The sequence below is a fragment of the Pseudomonas sp. A-RE-19 genome (assembly GCF_019956555.1).
Lineage (GTDB): Bacteria > Pseudomonadota > Gammaproteobacteria > Pseudomonadales > Pseudomonadaceae > Aquipseudomonas.
Genome location: NZ_JAHBDQ010000055.1, coordinates 168,505 through 184,269 on the forward strand (window position 1 = coordinate 168,505; position 15,765 = coordinate 184,269).

17 protein-coding genes are annotated in these 15,765 nt (G+C 56.8%); 8 read left to right on the top strand and 9 right to left on the bottom strand.

The window, feature by feature from the left end:
* Positions 1–27 precede the first annotated feature (27 nt).
* Positions 28–879 (bottom strand): MIP/aquaporin family protein, encoded by an 852-nt coding sequence (locus KGB14_RS23985; protein WP_223489173.1) that lies wholly within the window; start codon positions 877–879, stop codon positions 28–30.
* Between the two features lie 369 nt (positions 880–1,248).
* Here KGB14_RS23985 and ybaK point away from each other — a divergent pair, with 369 nt between their 5' ends.
* Positions 1,249–1,719: a Cys-tRNA(Pro) deacylase gene (gene ybaK / locus KGB14_RS23990; protein ID WP_223489109.1), complete on the top strand. Its 471-nt coding sequence runs from the start codon at positions 1,249–1,251 to the stop codon at positions 1,717–1,719.
* A 173-nt stretch (positions 1,720–1,892) separates the two neighbouring features.
* On the opposite strand, the gene KGB14_RS23995 is transcribed toward ybaK, so the two are convergent.
* Together KGB14_RS23995 and argF are read right to left on the bottom strand one after the other, a co-directional pair.
* Positions 1,893–3,002 carry an ABC transporter ATP-binding protein gene (locus KGB14_RS23995; RefSeq protein WP_223489110.1) on the bottom strand — a complete coding sequence of 370 codons (1,110 nt, stop codon included), beginning with the start codon at positions 3,000–3,002 and terminating at the stop codon, positions 1,893–1,895.
* On the bottom strand, positions 2,999–3,919 hold the full coding sequence (argF, locus tag KGB14_RS24000; RefSeq protein WP_223489111.1) for an ornithine carbamoyltransferase: 921 nt from the start codon (positions 3,917–3,919) through the stop codon (positions 2,999–3,001). Before argF ends, KGB14_RS23995 begins: the two co-directional genes overlap by 4 nt.
* Before the next feature lie 466 nt (positions 3,920–4,385).
* Here argF and KGB14_RS24005 point away from each other — a divergent pair, with 466 nt between their 5' ends.
* From KGB14_RS24005 to grxD, 3 genes are all read left to right on the top strand, one after another.
* Complete coding sequence (locus KGB14_RS24005) at positions 4,386–4,676, top strand: hypothetical protein (RefSeq protein ID WP_223489112.1); 291 nt, start codon at positions 4,386–4,388, stop codon at positions 4,674–4,676.
* A gap of 135 nt (positions 4,677–4,811) precedes the next feature.
* Positions 4,812–6,920: a molybdopterin oxidoreductase family protein gene (locus KGB14_RS24010; protein WP_223489113.1), complete on the top strand. Its 2,109-nt coding sequence runs from the start codon at positions 4,812–4,814 to the stop codon at positions 6,918–6,920.
* 97 nt (positions 6,921–7,017) lie between these two features.
* Positions 7,018–7,359, top strand: coding sequence for a Grx4 family monothiol glutaredoxin (grxD, locus tag KGB14_RS24015; RefSeq protein WP_034149018.1), 342 nt, complete (start codon positions 7,018–7,020; stop codon positions 7,357–7,359).
* A 152-nt stretch (positions 7,360–7,511) separates the two neighbouring features.
* Here the strand turns inward: grxD and bfr are convergent, their stop codons facing one another.
* Positions 7,512–7,985 carry a bacterioferritin gene (gene bfr / locus KGB14_RS24020; RefSeq protein ID WP_223489114.1) on the bottom strand — a complete coding sequence of 158 codons (474 nt, stop codon included), beginning with the start codon at positions 7,983–7,985 and terminating at the stop codon, positions 7,512–7,514.
* 198 nt (positions 7,986–8,183) lie between these two features.
* Positions 8,184–8,402 carry a bacterioferritin-associated ferredoxin gene (locus KGB14_RS24025; protein WP_123358041.1) on the bottom strand — a complete coding sequence of 73 codons (219 nt, stop codon included), beginning with the start codon at positions 8,400–8,402 and terminating at the stop codon, positions 8,184–8,186.
* Between the two features lie 315 nt (positions 8,403–8,717).
* Between KGB14_RS24025 and KGB14_RS24030 the strand changes: the two genes are divergently transcribed.
* Complete coding sequence (locus KGB14_RS24030; RefSeq protein ID WP_007898510.1) at positions 8,718–9,320, top strand: peroxiredoxin; 603 nt, start codon at positions 8,718–8,720, stop codon at positions 9,318–9,320.
* Positions 9,321–9,396: 76 nt separating this feature from the next.
* Here KGB14_RS24030 and rnt read toward each other — a convergent pair whose 3' ends face one another.
* Complete coding sequence (gene rnt, locus KGB14_RS24035; RefSeq protein WP_223489115.1) at positions 9,397–10,074, bottom strand: ribonuclease T; 678 nt, start codon at positions 10,072–10,074, stop codon at positions 9,397–9,399.
* Positions 10,071–11,117, bottom strand: a complete 1,047-nt coding sequence (gene pyrC / locus KGB14_RS24040; RefSeq protein ID WP_105345080.1) for a dihydroorotase — start codon at positions 11,115–11,117, stop codon at positions 10,071–10,073. Before pyrC ends, rnt begins: the two co-directional genes overlap by 4 nt.
* A gap of 157 nt (positions 11,118–11,274) precedes the next feature.
* Here pyrC and KGB14_RS24045 point away from each other — a divergent pair, with 157 nt between their 5' ends.
* Both KGB14_RS24045 and KGB14_RS24050 read left to right on the top strand, forming a co-directional pair.
* Complete coding sequence (locus KGB14_RS24045) at positions 11,275–12,183, top strand: flagellar protein MotY (protein ID WP_223489116.1); 909 nt, start codon at positions 11,275–11,277, stop codon at positions 12,181–12,183.
* 129 nt (positions 12,184–12,312) lie between these two features.
* The gene (locus tag KGB14_RS24050) at positions 12,313–13,530 is read left to right on the top strand and encodes an argininosuccinate synthase (RefSeq protein ID WP_223489117.1); all 1,218 of its coding nucleotides are present in this window, start codon (positions 12,313–12,315) and stop codon (positions 13,528–13,530) included.
* Positions 13,531–13,701: 171 nt separating this feature from the next.
* On the opposite strand, the gene KGB14_RS24055 is transcribed toward KGB14_RS24050, so the two are convergent.
* Positions 13,702–14,289 (bottom strand): hypothetical protein, encoded by a 588-nt coding sequence (locus KGB14_RS24055; RefSeq protein ID WP_223489118.1) that lies wholly within the window; start codon positions 14,287–14,289, stop codon positions 13,702–13,704.
* A 550-nt stretch (positions 14,290–14,839) separates the two neighbouring features.
* Here KGB14_RS24055 and KGB14_RS24060 point away from each other — a divergent pair.
* Positions 14,840–15,466, top strand: a complete 627-nt coding sequence (locus tag KGB14_RS24060) for a response regulator transcription factor (RefSeq protein ID WP_223489119.1) — start codon at positions 14,840–14,842, stop codon at positions 15,464–15,466.
* 89 nt (positions 15,467–15,555) lie between these two features.
* Here KGB14_RS24060 and KGB14_RS24065 read toward each other — a convergent pair whose 3' ends face one another.
* Positions 15,556–15,735, bottom strand: a complete 180-nt coding sequence (locus KGB14_RS24065; protein ID WP_007898493.1) for a PA3496 family putative envelope integrity protein — start codon at positions 15,733–15,735, stop codon at positions 15,556–15,558.
* Between the last annotated feature and the right edge of the window lie 30 nt (positions 15,736–15,765).

The following is a 15,765-nucleotide window of genomic DNA, read 5'->3' on the forward strand; positions in this document are numbered from 1 at the left end:
ATTGGGCAGGATCACGCGCCAACGGTTTCAAGACGTTCTGGGTTTGCCGTCAATGGCCGGTGTTGCGTCCCTTGTAGCAGGTATGGCGCCGGGCAGATGGCGGGCGATCAACCCGCGATAAGCTGCAGCGCCGAGGCAGGCACCGACGATCGGTGCAAAAATCGGGATCAGGAAGTACGGGATATCGCGCCCGCCAGTGAAGGAAATTTCACCCCAGCCCGCGAAGAAAGTCATTAGCTTAGGACCGAAGTCGCGGGCCGGGTTCATCGCGAAACCGGTCAGCGGGCCCATCGAGCTGCCAATCACAGCAATCAGCAGGCCGATCAGCAGCGGTGCCAGTGGTCCCTTGGGCAGGCCGTTGTTGTCGTCGGTCAGCGACATGATCACGCCCATCAGGATGGCGGTGATGATCACTTCAACCAAAAACGCCTGGGCCGTGGACAGGGCAGGGTTCGGGAAGGTGGAGAACACCGAAGCCAATTCAAGGCTGGCTTGGGTGCCACGAACCATATGGTGAGTTTGTTCGAAATCGAAGAATAGGTTGCTGTACAGCGTGTAAACCAACAAGGCGCCGCAGAAGGCGCCAGCCACCTGGGAGAAGATATAAAAGGGCAGTTTACGTTTTTCGAAGTCAGCGAAAATGCTCAGCGCGATACTCACGGCAGGATTGAGGTGCGCGCCGGAAACTCCGGCAGTGAGGTAGATCGCCATGCTGACGCCAACCCCCCAGATGATGCTGATTTCCCACAAACCGAAGCTGGCACCCGCCACCTTGAGCGCGGCAACGCAGCCGGTACCAAAAAAGATCAGCAGTGCAGTACCCAGAAATTCGGCCATGCATTGGCTTGAGAGCGACGGTTGTTGTAAAGCAGTTGTCATTGAAAACCTCTTTTTTGTTGTTGTCTGGCGCTTTTTCATCAAGGTCAAAGCGCGATTTTCACCGAGGCAGGATCCCCATCCTGTGCTCGGCTTACTGCTGGGTGCTGCAGTGAAACATTCGTACAGTATTCAGATTCGAAAAAATATAGACAAGAATGACTGCTGTCAAAGGTCGAAAGTGAACTATCGGTCACATTTCAACTATTAGTCACATGAATGATCCTATCGTTCACGCGGCAGGCAGAACGTAGACGAACGGCAGAAGATCTGACCAATCCCTTGAAATAGCGGCGCAATAGAGCCTTTTATCGATCAATGACCTAGAATCCTGCGCAGTGTTTTTCTTCTGTCGCCAAGCCTGGAGCTGCCATGACCCCCGCATTGGATTTGTTGAAAAAAGTTCGTGCCGAACATCGCGTGCACAGTTACGAACATGATCCGAAGGCAGCATCCTATGGCCTGGAGGCCGCGGAAAAACTGGGGTTGGCACCGGCGCAGGTGTTCAAGACGTTGCTGGCGGCCAGTGAGAAGGGGGAATTGTTGGTGGCGGTGGTGCCGGTCGTCGGAAGTCTGGACTTGAAGGCACTGGCGCATGCCGCTGGCGTGAAAAAAGTCGAAATGGCTGATCCCGCGGCCGCGCAACGGTCGACGGGGTATCTGTTAGGGGGTATCAGCCCGCTGGGGCAGAAGAAGCGCTTGCGCACTTTTATCGATAATTCAGCTCAACCTTTTTCCAGCATCTTCGTCAGCGCTGGACGGCGTGGTCTGGAAGTTGAACTGGCGCCCGCAGTGCTGGCCGAGCACACCCAGGCGAAGTTCGCCGATATCGGGCGCGCCTGAGCGCTATAGGGTGGGAATTGGGGAGGCGACGCTGGTTGCGAGCGGCAGAATATTGCTCGGCTGATTTCTTGTAGGAGCGAGGTTTGCCCGCGAAGGCGTAGTGTCAGTCGACATCATCATTGACTGGCATGACGCTTTCGCGGGCAAGCCTCGCTCCTACACAGATTCTGGTGTCAGCTGGCGGTGCTGTACCGCCGAACACCGGATTCGATCACCGGAATCTGCGCCGCTGTGCTGCCGGATGCCTGGAACAGCACAAGGTGTTCCGCCGCTACCCGTATGCCGACTTCAGCACCGACCAGATGATCGGCATGACTCGGGAAAATCGACTCCAGCTGCGCGCCCGTAGGCAACTGCAAGCGGTACAAGGTTGATGCACCCTGGAAACTCTTGCCGATAATCCGCGCCCTCAATGGGCCGTCCGGCGCATAGACGATATCGTCCGGACGCAGCAACACGTCCACGGCGCCACCGATTGGCCAGGTGTAGGCACGATTGCCGCGCAGTTCACCCAGCTCGGTCTGCACCGACTCCGGGCTGCTCAACTGACCGCGAATGAAGTACCCCTGGCCAATGAAACTGGCCACAAACGGCGTCAGGGGTTCGTGGTAGAGGTTGTAGGGCGTGTCCCACTGCTCGAGGCGACCTTCCTTGAAAACGCCCACGTGGTCGCTGACCGCGAAGGCTTCTTCCTGATCGTGGGTTACCAGAATCGCACTGGTGCCGCGAGCCTTGAGAATGTCGCGTACCTCATGACTGAGCTTGCGTCGAAGTTCGCCGTCGAGGTTGGAGAATGGTTCGTCGAGCAACAGCAGTTGCGGTTCTGGTGCCAGGGCACGGGCCAGGGCGACACGTTGCTGCTGCCCGCCAGACAGTTCATGGGGGAAGCGCTTGCCGAGGTTTTTCAGGTTGACCAGTTCCAGCAGTTCTTCGGTGACGCGATCCTTTTGCGGGTGCTTGCGGATCCCGAAGGCAATGTTCTCGGCCACGCTCAAGTGCGGAAACAGCGCGTAATCCTGGAACACCATGCCGATCCGGCGTTTCTCCGGGGCGAGGGTGAAGCCGGCACTGGAGATGGTCTCGCCCCCCAGCTGGATTTCACCTTCGTGCACCGGTTCGAAACCGGCAATCGCCCGCAGAGTGGTGGTTTTGCCGCAGCCCGAAGATCCCAGCAGGCAACCGATATCGCCAGCGTTCAAATGCAGGTTGAGGTTTTGCACAACCCGCTGGTCTTGATAACCGCAAGCCAGATTGCGCAGGTTCAACAGTAAAGGCTGGCTCATGCGTGGTGGTACGAAGGCGGGACGAGAAACTCGAGCAGGGCCTTTTGTGCATGCAGACGGTTTTCTGCCTGATCCCACGCCACCGAGCGCGGATCGTCGAGCAGGTCGAGGCTGATTTCCTCGCCACGGTGGGCCGGCAGGCAATGCATGAACAGCACGTCTGGGGCGGCCAGGTCGAGCAGGGCACGGTTGACCTGGAACGGTGCGAACAGCTTCAGGCGTTTGGCGGTTTCCTCTTCCTGGCCCATGGAGGTCCAGACGTCGGTGCTCACCAGATGCGCACCGCGCACGGCGTCCTGCGGATCGCGGACGATGCTCACCCGATCGCCGGCTTTGGCCACAAATTCAGGGTTGGGTTCGTAGCCTTCCGGGCAGGCGATGCGCAACTGGAAGTCGAACTGGATCGCCGCTTCTATATAGCTGTTGCACATGTTGTTGCCGTCACCGATCCAGGCCACGGTCTTGCCTTGAATCGAACCACGGTGTTCGAGGAAGGTTTGCATGTCGGCCAGCAACTGGCACGGATGCAGGTCATCGGACAGGCCGTTGATCACGGGCACGCGGGAGTTGGCGGCGAATTCGGTCAGGGTGCTATGGGCAAAGGTACGGATCATCACTGCATCGAGCATGCTCGACATGACGATGGCGCAGTCGCCGATCGGCTCGCCGCGACCCAGTTGGGTATCGCGCGGCGACAGGAAGATTGCCTGGCCGCCGAGCTGGATCATGCCGGCTTCGAACGAGATGCGGGTACGGGTCGAGGACTTCTCGAAAATCATCCCCAGGACGCGGTTTTTCAAAGGCTCGAACAGTACGCCGCGGTTACGCAGGTCCTTGAGCTCAACGCCTCGACGGATCACGCTGACCAGCTCTTCGGGCGTGCAATCCATCAGGGAGAGAAAGTGCCTTGCGCTCATCATTGACTACCTTTTGCAACAGACCGCAGATACTCAAAGCCTTGTTTAACTGAAAAACGGGCGAGACCTGCGGCGTAAGCCGCACGGGGCGACGAAATAGGGGGAGGCGCGATATTGACATTAAATGTCGCGTTATGCCAATAGGCTACGGTGTTTAGGGGATTTCAGAGGGGCTACGGGGTGACCGCAGTAGCGCTTTTGAAGCCTGTTCCTGACAGCAGCTAACCATTTGTACACCGGGCCCGCCGGGCTTGGCAATCAAACGGGGCGTGGGCGACACGCTGGCGGTCGGTTTTTTGACCTGTCATTCGAACTTTCGAGGGGCAATGTGTCTGGTCCGAAACATTTGCTAATGCAAAGTGCTGGGTTATAACTAGGGTCTGTCGTCCACTATTGACCAAGCCCGCCTCAGGCCCAGGAAATGCTGGAGGACAAGCCCAAATGAGCGACCCAGGAAGCCCTAGGAATGGAATCGAAAGAACAACTGTTAATGGAATTACTCGGCCTCACGGCACGCTCTCTGACCCACCTCACTGCTTCCATGACCTCGATGTCTTTCGAGTTGTTGCGCAGTGAAGACGAAGTGACCAAGGCCGCCGGCCGACGCATGATTGATCGCATGGCCACTGTCAGCGCCGGGCTCGATGAGCATTGGCGATTGATTGGCGAGCTCACCGGCGTGCACATCGCCCATGAGCAGATCGAAACCATCGAGGAGATCCAGCTGCAGGCGCCGCCGAGTCTGCCGTCGAACTGATCCCCTTGCGGCCATCGGCTGGCCTGATGGTCGCCGATTCACAAGACGAACGTCGCTGGCAAAGGGGCGAATCGCGCGCCATAGTTTTGTTCCCGCGGCCGACATTGCCCGCCCAGAACAAAACAGAGACTGGCCATGACCAAGACTCTCCACCACCGTGCGTGCCACCTGTGTGAAGCCATCTGCGGCCTGACCATCGAAACCACCGAGGTCGAAGGCGGCGCCGTGCAGATCACCTCGATCAAGGGTGATCCTCAGGATGCCTTTAGCCGCGGGCATATCTGCCCCAAAGCGGTTGCCCTGCAAGACATTCAGAACGATCCGGATCGCCTGCGTCAGCCAATGCTGCGAGTGGGCGGCGAATGGCAGGCTATCGAGTGGGAAGATGCGTTCAGCCTTGTGGCTGAACGCCTGGCGGCGATTCAAGAGCATCACGGGCAGAACGCGGTGGCGGTCTATCAGGGCAACCCCAGCGTGCACAATTACGGGTTGATGACCCACAGCAATTACTTCCTCGGCCTGTTGAAAACCCGTAACCGGTTTTCCGCGACGTCGGTCGATCAGTTGCCTCATCACCTGACCAGTCATTTGATGTATGGCCACGGCTTGCTGTTACCGATCCCGGACATTGATCACACCGATTTCATGCTGATCCTGGGCGGCAATCCACTGGCCTCCAACGGCAGCATCATGACCGTGCCAGACGTGGAAAAGCGCCTCAAGGCGATTCAGGCCCGGGGCGGTAAAGTGGTGGTGGTCGATCCGCGTCGCAGCGAAACGGCGGCGATTGCCGATCAGCATCTGTTCGTGCGCCCCGGTGGCGATGCGGCGCTGTTGTTCGGGCTGCTCAATACCTTGTTTGCCGAAGGCTTGACCCGCGACAGCCATTTGCCCGTCGATGGTCTGGATGAGGTGCGTGAGGCGATCGCGGGTTTCACCGCCGAGGCCATGAGCCCGCTGTGCGCGGTGCCCGCCGAGCAAATCCGCCAGCTGGCGCGCGACTTCGCGGCAGCGCCGACAGCGGTCTGTTACGGCCGCATGGGTGTTTCGACCCAGGCTTTCGGCACGCTGTGCCATTGGCTGGTGCAACTGATCAATCTGGTCACCGGCAACCTCGACCGGGAGGGCGGTGCGTTGTGCACCGAGCCCGCGGTTGATCTGGTGGCGTCGACCTCGGGCGGGCATTTCAATCGCTGGCAGAGCCGGGTGTCCGGGCGTCCGGAATACGCTGGAGAATTGCCGGTATCGACACTGGCCGAAGAGATGCTCACCGAAGGGGAAGGGCAGGTCCGTGCGCTAATCACCGTGGCGGGTAATCCGGTGCTGTCGACGCCCAATGGCCGACAATTGGAGCAGGCACTGGACGGGCTGGAGTTCATGGTCAGCATCGACTTGTACATCAATGAAACCACGCGTTATGCCGACCTGATCCTGCCGTCGACCTGCGCACTGGAAAACGATCATTACGACACCACGTTCAACATGTTCGCGGTGCGTAACGTCACTCGTTTCAACCGGGCAATCCTGGCCAAGCCGGAAGGCGCGCTGCATGACTGGGAAATCTTCGTGGGGCTGGCCAAAGCCTTTGCGACCAAGACCGGCAAGGAACTGAAACCGACTATCGCGCCCGCGCAGATGATCGACCGAGGGCTGCGGATGGGGCTGTACGGCGATGCTTCGGAACACAAGCTGTCGCTGGCAACCCTGTTCGATCATCCTCACGGTATCGATCTCGGCGCGCTCAAGCCCAACCTGGCGCCACGCCTGAAAACGGCCAGTCAGCGCGTCCAGGCAGCGCCTGTCGAGATCCTTGCCGACCTGACGCGCTTCGCGGCGCTGCAAGCACCGGTCGCCGATGAGCTGTTGATGATCGGTCGCCGCCATGTGCGCAGCAACAATTCGTGGATGCACAACTATCACCGTCTGGTGAAGGGCAAACCGCGCCATCAACTGCTGATGAATCCGGACGATCTGGCCAGCCGGGGGCTCAGCGATGGGCAACGGGTGCGCGTCAGTTCGCGGGTCGGGGTGATCGAGGTTGAAGTGGTCGCCAGCGTGGATATGATGAAAGGTGTGGTCAGCCTTCCTCACGGTTGGGGCCATGCGCGACCGGGTGTGCAGATGAGCATTGCCAGTGGCCAGCCAGGCTCCAGCGCCAATGACCTGACTGACGAATGTCAGCTCGATGAGTTGTCGGGCAATGCGGCGTTGAACGGCGTGCCGGTGACCGTGGCGGCGGCGTGAACATGTCTGTCGGGGAGGCCGAGCATGGCGCTCGGGTTTCCGTTACAATGCGCCACCGTGCCGACCACTGAGTCGGAAAGTTCAGCCGAGGTGCTCCATGGATATCATCGAAACGATTAAAGAGCAGATTGCCAACAACACCATTCTGCTTTACATGAAAGGTTCGCCGAATGCCCCACAGTGTGGCTTCTCCGCGAAAGCTGCGCAGGCCGTCATGGCGTGTGGTGAAAAATTTGCGTACGTGGATATCCTGCAGAACCCGGAAATCCGCGCCAACCTGCCGAAGTACGCCAACTGGCCAACTTTCCCACAGCTGTGGGTCGGTGGTGAACTGGTCGGCGGTAGCGACATCATGACTGAGATGGCTGCAGATGGTTCGTTGCAGACCACCATCAAGGCTGCTGTTGAAGCTGCCGCTGCCAATAAGTCCGAAGCTTAAGACGATTGGCTCCCCTGTAGGAGCTGTCGAGTGAAACGAGGCGGCGATCTTTTGATCTCCGGCAACTAAAAAGCCCCGCCCCTCTATCGAGGGGCGGGGCTTTTTATTGCGGGCCATCGCCAAGATCGCAGCCTCGTTTCACTCGACAGCTCCTACTCTTCGCCCATCTGCGATTGCAGATAGTTCTCAAGACCGACTTTATCGATCAGGCCCAGTTGGGTTTCCAGCCAGTCGATATGTTCTTCTTCGGATTCAAGAATGTCTTCGAGCAGTTCACGGCTACCGAAGTCGCCGACGGTTTCGCAGTGAGCGATAGCGACTTTCAGATCGGCATGGCCGTCGCGCTCGATCTTCAGGTCACACTCAAGCATTTCCTTGGTGTGTTCGCCGATGTGCAGCTTGCCCAGGTCCTGGACGTTCGGCAGGCCTTCAAGGAACAGAATGCGCTTGATCAGCTTGTCGGCGTGCTTCATCTCGTCGATGGATTCGTGGTACTCGTGCTTGCCGAGCTTGTCCAGGCCCCAATCTTCATACATGCGCGCATGCAAGAAGTATTGATTGATCGCGACCAGTTCATTGGCAAGGATCTTGTTGAGATGCTGGATGACTGTAATGTCGCCTTTCATGGTGGGGTCCTGCCCTTATTAGCTGTCTATCGGGCAGAGTTTGAGCCGCGTAATTACGAGTGTCAAACCTAAGTTATTGAAAGTTAAATGAAAATTAATCGGAATAAGAATGTTTGTGTTCCGCGTCTACACCCTAAGCAATTGATTTTCAGACATAAAAAAACCGGACATCAAGTCCGGTTCTTTCAAATAGGGTAGTTAGGCGGCGGTAAATTCTGCAGGGTAGGGAATTGCCGCCTGGGCCGATTGCACTTTGCCCAAGGTATCACGAACCACTTCCTTGGCAAGGCAGGCGCATTTACCGCATTGGCTGGCAACGCCGGTGGCCTGACGTACTTCCCGATAGCTGCAGCAACCTTCATAGATTGCATCGCGGATTTGACCGTCGGTGACGCCAGTGCAGAGGCAGACATACATAAGTGAAAACCGTCGCTGGTTGTGACTCAATTGCGATGGATCTTAATGTTAACGAGAATGATTGTCAAAGTGGTTTCTGAACGCTTTCGGTCATAAGGGCAAGTGACTGACGAACGGTTTCCCTTCACGTCCTTCATGACGAAACAGGGCGGCGGTCTTTTTACCGGTCTCGAAAAAAACCGCAAGGACAGGTCAAAAACGCCGTGTATGATGGTCGGTCCTTGCGAAGGGGGATCGTGTCACAGGGCTGTCGCCTGAGGGTGGCAGGCTGGTGCGAACCCTGTTCTTCAATGTTATTACACCAGGAGATATCCAATGAGCGTACTCGTAGGCAAACAAGCCCCTGACTTCACCGTACCGGCCGTACTCGGCAATGGCGAAATCGTAGACAGCTTCACCCTGTCCTCGGCCATCAAAGGCAAATACGGCCTGGTGTTCTTCTACCCACTGGACTTCACCTTCGTTTGCCCGTCCGAGCTGATCGCTCTGGACAACCGTATGTCTGACTTCAAGGCACGCAACGTGGAAGTGGTCGCCGTTTCGATCGACTCGCACTTCACCCACAACGCCTGGCGCAACACCCCGGTCAACAATGGTGGCATCGGCGAAGTTCGCTACACCATGGCGGCCGACCTGAAGCACGAAATCGCCAAGGCCTATGACGTTGAGTCCGAAGGCGGCGTGGCTTTCCGTGGCGCGTTCCTGATCGACGACAAAGGCGTTGTCCGCTCGCAGATCATCAACGACCTGCCGCTGGGCCGTAACATCGAAGAGCTGATCCGTCTGGTCGACGCTCTGCAATTCCACGAAGAGCACGGCGAAGTTTGCCCTGCCAACTGGAAAAAAGGCGACAAAGGCATGACCGCTTCCACCGAAGGTGTTGCGGCTTACCTGACCGAGAACGCTGCTGCGTTGTAAGGCAGGCGTCAGGCAATAAAAAACCGGCCTCTGCGAGGCCGGTTTTTTTATGGGCGGAATAAACCGGCGACTGGCATCAGTCGTTGTAGTCTTCCCAGCCGCCCATTTGTTTCCAGCGATTGACGATGCCGCAGAACAGGTCGGCAGTCTTCTCGGTGTCGTAGCGAGCCGAATGGGCCTCGCGACCGTCGAAGTCGATATCCGCTGCCTGACAGGCCTTGGCCAGTACGGTTTGACCGTAAGCCAGACCGGCCAGGGTCGCGGTGTCGAAGCTGGAGAACGGGTGAAACGGGTTACGTTTCATGTCCAGGCGCGCGACAGCGGCGTTGAGAAAGCCCAGATCGAAGCTGCTGTTGTGTCCGACCAGAATCGCCCGTTTGCAACCGTTGGCTTTCAGGGCCTTGCGCACACCGCGGAAGATATCGGTCAGGGCCGCTTCTTCACTCACGGCCATGCGCAGCGGGTGATCGAGTTTGATCCCGGTGAACTCCAGAGCGGCCGCTTCGATGTTCGCGCCTTCGAAAGGCTCGACCCGGAAAAAGTAGGTGTGCTCAGGGAACACGAAGCCTTTTTCATCCATGCCAATCACGGTGGCGGCGATTTCCAGCAGGGCATCGGTGGCCGAGTTGAAGCCACCGGTTTCTACGTCGACGACGACTGGCAGGTAACCACGGAACCTGGCAGCCATTGGATGACGGGAACCGCCTCCGCCGCCATGACCGTCCTGTTCGTCGTCGAAATGGTCATCACTCACGCGTGTTCCTCCAGCAGGCGCCAGCGCAGTTTTTCACCGGCGCGCAGCGGGATTACGGTCAGCTCGCCAAATGGCAGGCTGGTTGGGGCGGTCCACTCATCGCGGACCAGGGTGATGCGATCGGTGTTCGCCGGCAGGCCGTAAAAACGCGGGCCATTGAGGCTGGCGAAGGCTTCGAGTTTGTCCAGCGCGTTGCGCTGTTCAAAGGCTTCGGCATACATCTCGATCGCGGCATAAGCGGTGTAGCAACCGGCACAGCCGCAAGCTGCTTCCTTGGCGTGCTGGGCATGGGGGGCCGAGTCGGTGCCGAGGAAAAACTTGTCGCTGCCGCTGGTGGCGGCGTCGAGCAGGGCTTCCTGATGGGTATTACGCTTGAGGATCGGCAGGCAGTAGAAGTGCGGCCGAATCCCGCCCACCAGCATGTGGTTGCGGTTGTACAGCAGGTGATGCGCGGTGATGGTCGCGCCAACGTTGGCCGAAGCTGCATTGACGAACTGCACGGCGTCGGCGGTGGTGATGTGTTCGAACACCACTTTGAGGGTCGGGAAACGTTCGACCACACGACGCATATGCTCATCGATGAAGATTTTTTCGCGATCGAACACGTCGACATCGCCACGGGTGACTTCACCGTGAACCAACAAGGGCATCCCGACTTCGGCCATGGCCTCGAGTGCGGGGAAAATCTTGTCGATGCTGGTGACGCCAGAGTCCGAGTTGGTGGTCGCGCCGGCCGGGTACAGCTTGGCGGCGTGAATGAAACCGCTGGCCTTGGCCTCACGAATTTCTTCGGGCTGGGTGCGGTCGGTCAGGTACAGAACCATCAGCGGTTCGAAACGGCTGCCGGCCGGGCGTGCGGCGAGAATTCGCTGGCGATAGCCATTGGCTTCTGCAGCATTGCGCACCGGAGGTACCAGGTTGGGCATGATGATGGCGCGACCAAAGGTGCGCGCGACATCCGCGACGGTATTGGTCAACACAGCACCATCGCGAAGATGAATATGCCAGTCGTCGGGACGCAGCAGGGTCAGGCGGTCGGACATGAGGGGATTCCAGGCGGGTCAAACTCAGGGGAATGCTACCGGAAAAGACTCTTGCAGGCACTCGCTATCAAGTTTTGCGGCAAGCTTCCGATATCCAACAGGTATGCCGTAAACATGTGTATCGGTCTTTTTGTTGTAGAAGCCAGTGGAGCCTCCCGTGCGCCAGCGTTATTTAGCCTTGCTCAGTGTGTTTGCCAGCCTTCCTGCGATGGCGCTCACTTTCCAGACCCGTCTGGAGAGCATCGAGTGGACGGTCGAAGGTGACAAGTTCGAATGCCGCCTGACTCAACCGATCACTGATTTCGGTGCGGGTGAGTTCGTGCGTCGCGCCGGCGAGCAGGCGACATTTCGTCTGAAGGCCTACAACTCGATGATCGGTGGCGGTTCGGCAACCCTGCTGGCGGCCGCTGCGCCGTGGCAGCCGGGGCGTGGTGATATCAACCTGGGCTCGGTGAAAATCGGTAGTGGCAACGTGCTGTTCAATAGTTCGCAAGTTCAGGCCGGGCGCCTGATCAGCGGGTTGATGGATGGCCGCAGCCCGGTCGTTCGACACTCCTCGGGTGACGGTCGGGTGTCTGAAGTCCGTCTGCTGCCAGTCAAGTTCAGCAAGGCCTATGGCGACTATCAGGGTTGCGTGGCCAAGTTGTTGCCGCAGAATTTCGAGCAGGTGAAGCAGTCCGAGGTTGGTTTTCCGGGGGAGGGCGTCGATCTTGACGCCAGGGCCAAGGCCCAGTTGCAGGTCATGCTGGAATTCATGAAAGCCGATCCGACGGTCAACCACATTGAACTCGATGGCCACTCCGACAATAGCGGCAACCGCCTGACCAACCGTGAATTGTCACGGCGCAGAGCGCTGGCCGTGATGGACTTCTTCAAAGCCAATGGTTTCCAGGAATCGCAGATCACGATGCGTTTTCACGGTGAGCGCTATCCGCTGGCGCCGAACACCAATGCCGCCAATCGGGCGAAGAACCGCCGGGTTGCCGTACGCCTGGAGCGGGTTGCGCCCACCGAGAAGCCGGCGCCTCAAGCCACTGCCGCCACGAGCAGCGCGACGACCTCCTGAACCCGTCGAAATCGTCGCTCACTCGACATAATCTGTCGCTTCGTCGTCATAAGCTGTCGCGCCTCTGTAAATTATCCTGCATGAGCGTTAGACTTGACGGCTTTCCGTAGAACCCCGTGGAGTGATGGCATGGCGGACGTAAACAAGGTCGTTCTGGCGTATTCCGGCGGCCTGGACACTTCGGTGATCCTCAAGTGGCTGCAGGATACTTATAACTGTGAAGTAGTGACCTTCACCGCTGACCTGGGTCAGGGCGAAGAGGTCGAACCGGCCCGCGCCAAGGCTCAGGCCATGGGCGTAAAAGAAATCTACATCGACGATCTGCGCGAAGAATTCGTGCGCGATTTCGTGTTCCCGATGTTCCGCGCCAACACCGTTTACGAAGGCGAGTACCTGCTGGGTACTTCCATCGCTCGTCCGTTGATCGCCAAACGCCTGATCGAAATCGCCAATGAAACCGGCGCTGACGCCATTTCCCACGGCGCGACCGGCAAGGGCAACGACCAGGTTCGTTTCGAACTGGGCGCCTACGCCTTGAAGCCAGGCGTGAAAGTGATCGCTCCGTGGCGCGAATGGGACCTGCTGTCCCGTGAAAAGCTGATGGACTACGCCGAGAAGCACGCGATCCCGATCGAGCGTCACGGCAAGAAAAAATCTCCGTACTCGATGGATGCCAACCTGCTGCACATCTCCTATGAAGGCGGCGTGCTGGAAGACACCTGGACCGAGCACGAAGAAGACATGTGGCGCTGGACCGTCTCCCCGGAGAAGGCTCCTGATAAAGCGCAGTACCTGGAACTGACCTACCGTAACGGCGACATCGTTGCACTGGACGGCGTCGAAATGACCCCGGCTACCGTGCTGGCGACCCTGAACCGTATCGGTGGCGAACACGGTATCGGTCGTCTGGACATCGTCGAAAACCGTTACGTCGGCATGAAGTCCCGCGGCTGCTACGAAACCCCGGGTGGCACCATCATGCTGCGCGCTCACCGTGCGATCGAATCGATCACCCTGGACCGCGAAGTGGCTCACCTCAAAGACGAGCTGATGCCTAAATACGCCAGCCTGATCTACACCGGTTACTGGTGGAGCCCTGAGCGTCTGATGCTGCAACAGATGATCGATGCGTCCCAGGCCCACGTGAACGGTGTCGTGCGCCTGAAGCTGTACAAGGGCAACGTGATCGTCACCGGTCGCAAGTCCGACGAGTCGTTGTTCGACGCCAACATCGCAACCTTCGAGGAAGATGGCGGCGCCTACAACCAGGCCGATGCGGCGGGCTTCATCAAGCTCAACGCCTTGCGCATGCGTATCGCGGCGAACAAAGGTCGGAAGCTTTTCTGAGACCTTTGAGACATCGATAAAAGTGTGGCCTTGTCGACGACAAGGCCACACTTTTGAAAAAGGGGGGGAGCTGTTGCACATTACGCTCGCTTTCTTCTTGTTCTGCTAACGGTTCCTTCTGCTTCCTGTCTTTGATTTCAGCTCAAAGGCTGCCTCTCTTCCAGTGACAGATCAAGACCTGGTCATAATGGTCACCCCGTGTGAACTCAAATTGTAAGAAACACAGAATGTTGCGCTGTTGCGTTTCTTTATTTGTTTCAAATGTTTGAGCGCGTTTTCCTTCAGCACTATGTCCGAATCGGCGCATGTGAGAAATACGACCAGTTGTGCCGGATTATCCGAAGGGTGCTGGATACTGTCCATCAAGGCGCTGAACGCCATTTTCTTGTCTATCCACCGTGCATCAATAATCTGCAGATCCTTTAGGGGGACGGGCAGGCGTACGTGATGTTGGGCCGAGCTTTCAGGTGCGTCCCTTGAAGCGCTGTTTCCTGATTGATCAGCATTAGCCATGACTTTTATGAAGTGCTTTCCCTTCTCGAAATCGCTGGGTGCGTAAAGCGATCGATAGTTGAAGTTTAGTGTGACAAAAAAAAGAAACAGCAAATAAAAGGGAAAGCTGATTAGAAACCAGACATAGAGTTCTCTCTCGCTGTCTTCAAGAAAGGGCAGGGATACAGCAGCTGATGTTTCGGATAATGCTGCAAATATCGCAATGATTGTCATGGGGTTGGTGATTTTTCTTTTGAGTTTTATCATGTTTTTTACTCATGAGATATTATGTTTCTCTGTTGGTTTGTGGGGGTATGGTTTTTGAGAGTTTCTTTGTTGAGTTTGGTGTTTTTTTTTTACTGTGTGGCTTAGTTGGTGATAGTAACTGTATTGTTTCTGTTTCGGGTATGGCTGTTTATTTGTTTTAAAGCTATATGGGTTTGTTTGGTTTGTGAAGTATTGCTGTATGTAAGTTTTTTTTGAAATATTTGGGTTGAGTGAGGGTGGGCTCTGGAAAATAGCAGTTACTTTTAAGGGTAGCTCAACCGTCAAAGTATGTCCGGTCGCCAGGGTGGAATCCGTTTTTTTAGTTTTTTTGTTGTAAATTGATACAAAGAACCTGTCGAAGTGCTGAACAGGGTTTGGCCAATGAAGTTAGTGGTTCATCATATGCAATGATTTTTTGTAGGATTAATCCGTGTTGTTTGTAGGTGATGTCTCTCGGTGCGAGTGGCCGGGGGGGGCGGCATGCCATGGATGAAACGACTAGGCTATGGTGCGGGCTCTAAAAATTCGAACAGCGAAATTGGACTTGCCCATGAATAAAGTGCTGATCGTGGATGATCATCCCGTCATTCGTCTTGCGGTACGTATGCTAATGGAGCGTCATGGCTACGAAGTCATTGGAGAAACAGATAATGGCGTGGATGCATTACAACTTGCCCGTGAACTTATGCCGGATATTGTCATTCTGGATATTGGAATACCGAAACTGGATGGACTGGAAGTCATCGCGCGCCTGACATCGACGGCGATGCCTCTTAAAGTACTGATATTGACATCCCAGGCGCCAGGGCACTTTTCCATGCGTTGCATGCAGTCGGGGGCTGCCGGATATGTTTGCAAACAACAGGATCTCACTGAGTTGCTCAGTGCAATAAAAGCGGTACTGTCAGGCTACAGTTACTTTCCTAACCAGGCGCTGCACACTGTGCGCTCCAGTCTTGGGAATGCCAGTGAAGCGGATATGGTGGATCGTCTGTCCGGTAGGGAAATGATGGTCCTGCAGCAATTGGCCCGAGGAAAAACAAACAAGGAAATAGCGGATGGAATGTTCCTCAGCAATAAAACGGTGAGTACTTACAAGACTCGCCTGTTGCTGAAACTGAATGCTCGCTCACTGGTCGATCTGATCGAATTGGCTCAACGCAATGGTTTGGTTTGACACGGCGTTTGACGAGAGGCGCGGTGAACGGGCGCCTGTCAGGGATCGGCACTTAGTAAAAAGCCTCCGTTTCGGGAGGCTTTTAGGTGTCACAGGTCAAAATCGTAATCGGCCAATTGCTTTTGCAGTCGGCGCTCCTCCAGCAAATTGTCGATGGTGCGGCGTTTGCTCAGGTTGGTCTTTGCCACTTCCACCACCGGTTCTGCGTCATCGGCCTCAACGGGGGTGAAGTCGTCTTCTACGTCCAATTGCTCTTTGCCAGTGCTCATAAGGTTAACTCCAGGCTAAGACTGCCTTTG

Bases quoted from the DNA above. Each gene is read 5' to 3' on its own strand.
- argF (WP_223489111.1), bottom strand. From the start codon at position 3,919: ATGAGCGCAAGGCACTTTCTCTCCCTGATGGATTGCACGCCCGAAGAG.
- KGB14_RS24060 (WP_223489119.1), top strand. From the start codon at position 14,840: ATGAATAAAGTGCTGATCGTGGATGATCATCCCGTCATTCGTCTTGCG.
- KGB14_RS24025 (WP_123358041.1), bottom strand. From the start codon at position 8,402: ATGTATGTCTGCCTCTGCACTGGCGTCACCGACGGTCAAATCCGCGAT.
- KGB14_RS24050 (WP_223489117.1), top strand. From the start codon at position 12,313: ATGGCGGACGTAAACAAGGTCGTTCTGGCGTATTCCGGCGGCCTGGAC.
- ybaK (WP_223489109.1), top strand. From the start codon at position 1,249: ATGACCCCCGCATTGGATTTGTTGAAAAAAGTTCGTGCCGAACATCGC.
- KGB14_RS24005 (WP_223489112.1), top strand. From the start codon at position 4,386: ATGGAATCGAAAGAACAACTGTTAATGGAATTACTCGGCCTCACGGCA.
- grxD (WP_034149018.1), top strand. From the start codon at position 7,018: ATGGATATCATCGAAACGATTAAAGAGCAGATTGCCAACAACACCATT.
- bfr (WP_223489114.1), bottom strand. From the start codon at position 7,985: ATGAAAGGCGACATTACAGTCATCCAGCATCTCAACAAGATCCTTGCC.
- KGB14_RS24030 (WP_007898510.1), top strand. From the start codon at position 8,718: ATGAGCGTACTCGTAGGCAAACAAGCCCCTGACTTCACCGTACCGGCC.
- KGB14_RS24010 (WP_223489113.1), top strand. From the start codon at position 4,812: ATGACCAAGACTCTCCACCACCGTGCGTGCCACCTGTGTGAAGCCATC.
- KGB14_RS24065 (WP_007898493.1), bottom strand. From the start codon at position 15,735: ATGAGCACTGGCAAAGAGCAATTGGACGTAGAAGACGACTTCACCCCC.
- KGB14_RS23985 (WP_223489173.1), bottom strand. From the start codon at position 879: ATGACAACTGCTTTACAACAACCGTCGCTCTCAAGCCAATGCATGGCC.
- pyrC (WP_105345080.1), bottom strand. From the start codon at position 11,117: ATGTCCGACCGCCTGACCCTGCTGCGTCCCGACGACTGGCATATTCAT.
- KGB14_RS23995 (WP_223489110.1), bottom strand. From the start codon at position 3,002: ATGAGCCAGCCTTTACTGTTGAACCTGCGCAATCTGGCTTGCGGTTAT.
- KGB14_RS24055 (WP_223489118.1), bottom strand. From the start codon at position 14,289: ATGATAAAACTCAAAAGAAAAATCACCAACCCCATGACAATCATTGCG.